Annotated in this window: 2 protein-coding genes; both read left to right on the forward strand. The window is 68.9% G+C overall.

The annotated features are described in order from the left end of the window. Positions 1 to 668: 668 nt before the first annotated feature. Complete coding sequence (ltrA, locus tag ACFWYS_RS44075; protein WP_384782218.1) at positions 669 to 2,048, forward strand: group II intron reverse transcriptase/maturase; 1,380 nt, start codon at positions 669 to 671, stop codon at positions 2,046 to 2,048. A 204-nt stretch (positions 2,049 to 2,252) separates the two neighbouring features. After that, a complete protein-coding gene (locus ACFWYS_RS44080) occupies positions 2,253 to 3,629 on the forward strand; it encodes an IS1380 family transposase (RefSeq protein WP_384782220.1) in 1,377 nt (458 codons plus the stop codon). Positions 3,630 to 3,814 lie beyond the last annotated feature (185 nt).

The raw sequence follows: 3,814 nt of genomic DNA on the forward strand, positions 1-3,814 counted from the left end.
CCTCCCCCCCGGGGCGTCGGTGTCTCTCACACCCCCCCCCCCCCCCCTCTCGGGCGCTCGCCCCGGACACTTTTAGCCTCGCGCTTTCGCGCGCCCAGCAGACTCGGAGGTCTTCGTGTTGTAGCTGATCTTGAGTCGTAAGCTTGTTGCCGCCTGCCGGTGGAAGTCCGGTCCGGGTAGCTGCCAGGAGGCCCGATAGCAGACTGGCGGCGTCGGGGGGAAACGCCCGGCGTCGAAGCCCAGTGTCGAAAGCCCTGCAAGGGGGAGCAAAGCAGCGGTCCGTAGCATCACGCGAAGCCTGCGGCGTCGTTAGAGGCCCGCCTCTCGGGGTGGGGATAGGGAGTGCCGAGCCCCCGAAATCAGGGCGAAGGCCATGGAAGCGGCGAAGATCCTGGAGATGCAGCCGTGAAGGACTCCCCGGCGTATGGGGCATGGAACGTTGCGACGGTGACAGCGGGAACTGGGGAGGCCCTCCCCGGCCCGGCGGCCTGCGGACAGACGCCGCCGGAAGCTGCGCGTCCTATAACCGGGTGATCCCCGGGAAGTGGGCGCGGGCCGGGTGGGCGTCGGAGGCGGCCGTAGTACCGCGACGAGCTGGCGGACAACACAACCGCCGGCCAGGGAAGGGCCGCTGCTTCGTCGATGCGCAGGTTGTCTGGAGGGGCTTGGTGAGTGCCGTTTCGGCTAGTTCCGCCACGTCGGGATCCCTGAAGCTGGATCCGGTCCGAGCCTTGCAGCATGCGCTTTACCGGGCGGCCAAGGCCGATCCCGGACGGCGGTTTCACGCGCTGGGGGACAAGGTCTACCGCAGGGACGTCCTGAGGCGCGCATGGGTGTTGGTGCGTCGTAACAACGGCGCGCCGGGCATTGACGCCACCACTCTGGCTGAAGTTGAGGAGTACGGCGTTGACCGGCTCCTTGATGAACTGGCCGCGGAACTGCGGGAAGGCCGCTGGCGGCCGTTGCCCGCGCGCCGGGTGTTCATTCCGAAACCCGGCGTGGCGGAGCAGAGGCCGTTGTCGATTCCCTCGGTCCGCGACCGGATCGTGCAGGCCGCGTTGAAGATCGTGCTCGAGCCGGTCTTCGAGGCCGATATGCTCCCGTGCTCGTTCGGGTTCAGGCCCAGGCGCGGAGCGCACGATGCCCTCCAGGTCCTCGTGGACGAGGCGTGGCGGGGCAGGCGGTGGGTGGTGGAGACGGATATCGCCAACTGCTCTGAGGCGATTGATCACGAGAAGTTGATGCAGGCGGTCGAGGAACGCGTGGTGGACCGGTCGGTTCTCAAGCTCCTGCACGCGATGCTGCGTGCCGGGGTCTTGGAGGACGGACAGGTCCGTCGGCCGGTGTCCGGCACTCCCCAGGGCGGGGTGGTCTCCCCGTTGCTGGCCAATGTCTATCTGCACCGGCTGGACCGGGTGTGGTCGACACGGGATCACGGGGTGCTGGTGCGCTATGCCGACGACGCGGTGGTGATGTGCGTCAGCCGCGTGCAGGCCGAAGCCGCCCTGGAGCGGCTGCGGAGCCTGCTGGCTGAACTCGGCCTGGAGCCGAAGGCGGCCAAGACCAGGATCGTGCACCTGCAGGTGGGCGCCGAGGGGTTCGACTTCCTCGGCTTCCATCATCGGTGGGTCACGTCCCGGCCGCGCGGCGACCGGCGCCCGGTTGCCTTCCTCGCCCGCTGGCCCTCGGCGAGGGCGATGCAGCACGCCCGCGACCGGATCCGTGAACTCACGGACCGGCGCAGGCTGTTGCGGCCGGTCAAGGTCATCGTGGAGGACGTGAACGCCTTCCTGCGTGGATGGGCTGCGTATTTCCGGTTCGGGAACTCGGCCCATGTCTTCGACCAGATCGGCTCGTACGCGCGGATGCGGATCGGCGGGTTCCTCGCCAAGAAGCACCGGCGCACCAGGAAGTTCGGCTGGGCAGTGGTCGCCTTCGCCGCCGAGGACTCCCTGGGACTGATCGCCCTGCACGGAACCGTCGTTGCACCCAGACCCTTCCGGGACTGGCGGGGCAGGCCGAATGCCGGTGGTGAACGGCGTCGGTGAGCCGTGTGCGGGAGAACCGCACGCACGGTTCGATGCGGCGGGGGCTGGAAACGGAGCAGACGTACTCTGCCACCGCGCCAGCCCCCGACCCTACACGAAGCTGACTGTCCGGCAGGCGGTCAGGAAGGCAGAAAGTGCCTCTGACCAGCAAGAATGAGGATTGTCGAGGTCCTTGTTCCTGCCACCGCCGGAGGCACTTCCCAGGTGAAGCACTCTATCGGGTCCTACCCCCGCGTCCGTGTCCAGGACGACGGCCGCCAGTTCGTCTCCCAGGCCGGGGCGGTCCGGCTCATCGAAACGGCCCGCAAGACCGGCCTTGACCAGGCCATATCCCAGGCTCTGGCTCCGTGGCGGAAACCTCGGGCCGTGCACGATCCCGGCAAGGCACTCCTGGACGTCGCCCTGGCGGTCGCACTGGGCGGGGACTGCCTCGCGGACGTCGCGATGCTGCGGTGTGAGCCGGCCGTCTTCGGCCCGGTCGCCTCCGACCCGACCATCTCCCGCCTGATCGACACCCTCGCCGCCTCCGGCGAGAAAGCCCTGCAGGCCATCCGGTCCGCACGCTCCGAAGCCCGCCATCGTGCCTGGTCGTTGGCCGGCAAGAACGCCCCGGACGCCGACGGCCAGGTCGTCATCGATCTCGACGGAGTCCTCGTGATCGCCCACTCCGACAAGCAGGACGCGGCCCCGACCTGGAAGAAGACCTACGGCCATCACCCCCTGACGGCCTTCCTCGACCACGGCCCGGGCGGAACCGGAGAGCCCGTCGCCGCCCTCCTCAGACCGGGAGACGCGGGCTCCAACACGGCCGCCGACCACATCACCACCACCCAACTCGCCCTGGCTCAACTGTCGAAGCACTACCGACGAGGGCGGCAGACCCTGATCCGCACCGACTCCGCAGGCGGCACCCACGACTTCATATCCTGGCTCGCCAGGCGAGGCCGATGGCTGTCCTACTCGGTCGGCATGGTGATCACCGAAGCAATCCGCGAACACGTGCTGAAGGTCCCCGCCTCAGCCTGGACCCCAGCCGTCGAGACCGGCGGTGAGGCCCGTGACGGGGCCTGGGTCGCCGAGCTCACCGGCAAGCTCCTGGACGACTGGCCCAACGGCATGCGACTGATCGTCCGCAAAGAACGGCCCCACCCTGGCGCCCAGTTGAGGATCACGGACGCGGACGGCATGCGGATCACATGCTTCGCGACCAACACCCCTGACCGGCCGATCGCCGAACTCGAACTCCGTCACCGGCAACGGGCCCGGGCCGAGGACCGGATCCGGGCCGCCCGCGCCACCGGCCTGCGCAACCTGCCCCTCCACACCACCGCCCAGAACAAGGTCTGGCTCGAGATCCTCCAGATCGCCCTCGACCTCCTGGCCTGGATGCCCATGCTCGCCCTCACCGGCAAGGCCCGGCTCTGGGAACCCCGCCGCCTGCGATTCCGCCTGTTCACCGAGGCCGGACAACTCGTCACCACCGGCCGCCGCAAGATCCTCTGCCTCACCCAGCACTGGCCCTGGACCGGCGAGATCACCGCCGCCCTCGAACGACTCGCGCTCCTGCCAAACCCCAGCTGACCAGCAACGTCCACCGTCCCGACGACAACATCACCCGCCCGGGCAGTGGAACCCGGCGCCCACCCGACGCGACAGCCTGCCCACCATCAGCTCCGGAAAGCGAAAGGGTGCGCCCCCGGCCCGCGGGGGGCCCCCAGGAAATTTTAGGGTTGGTGTAGGGCATTGGCGCGGGCACCATCACCCAC

The organism is Streptomyces sp. NPDC059010, assembly GCF_042740355.1.
Classification (GTDB): Bacteria; Actinomycetota; Actinomycetes; order Streptomycetales; family Streptomycetaceae; genus Streptomyces.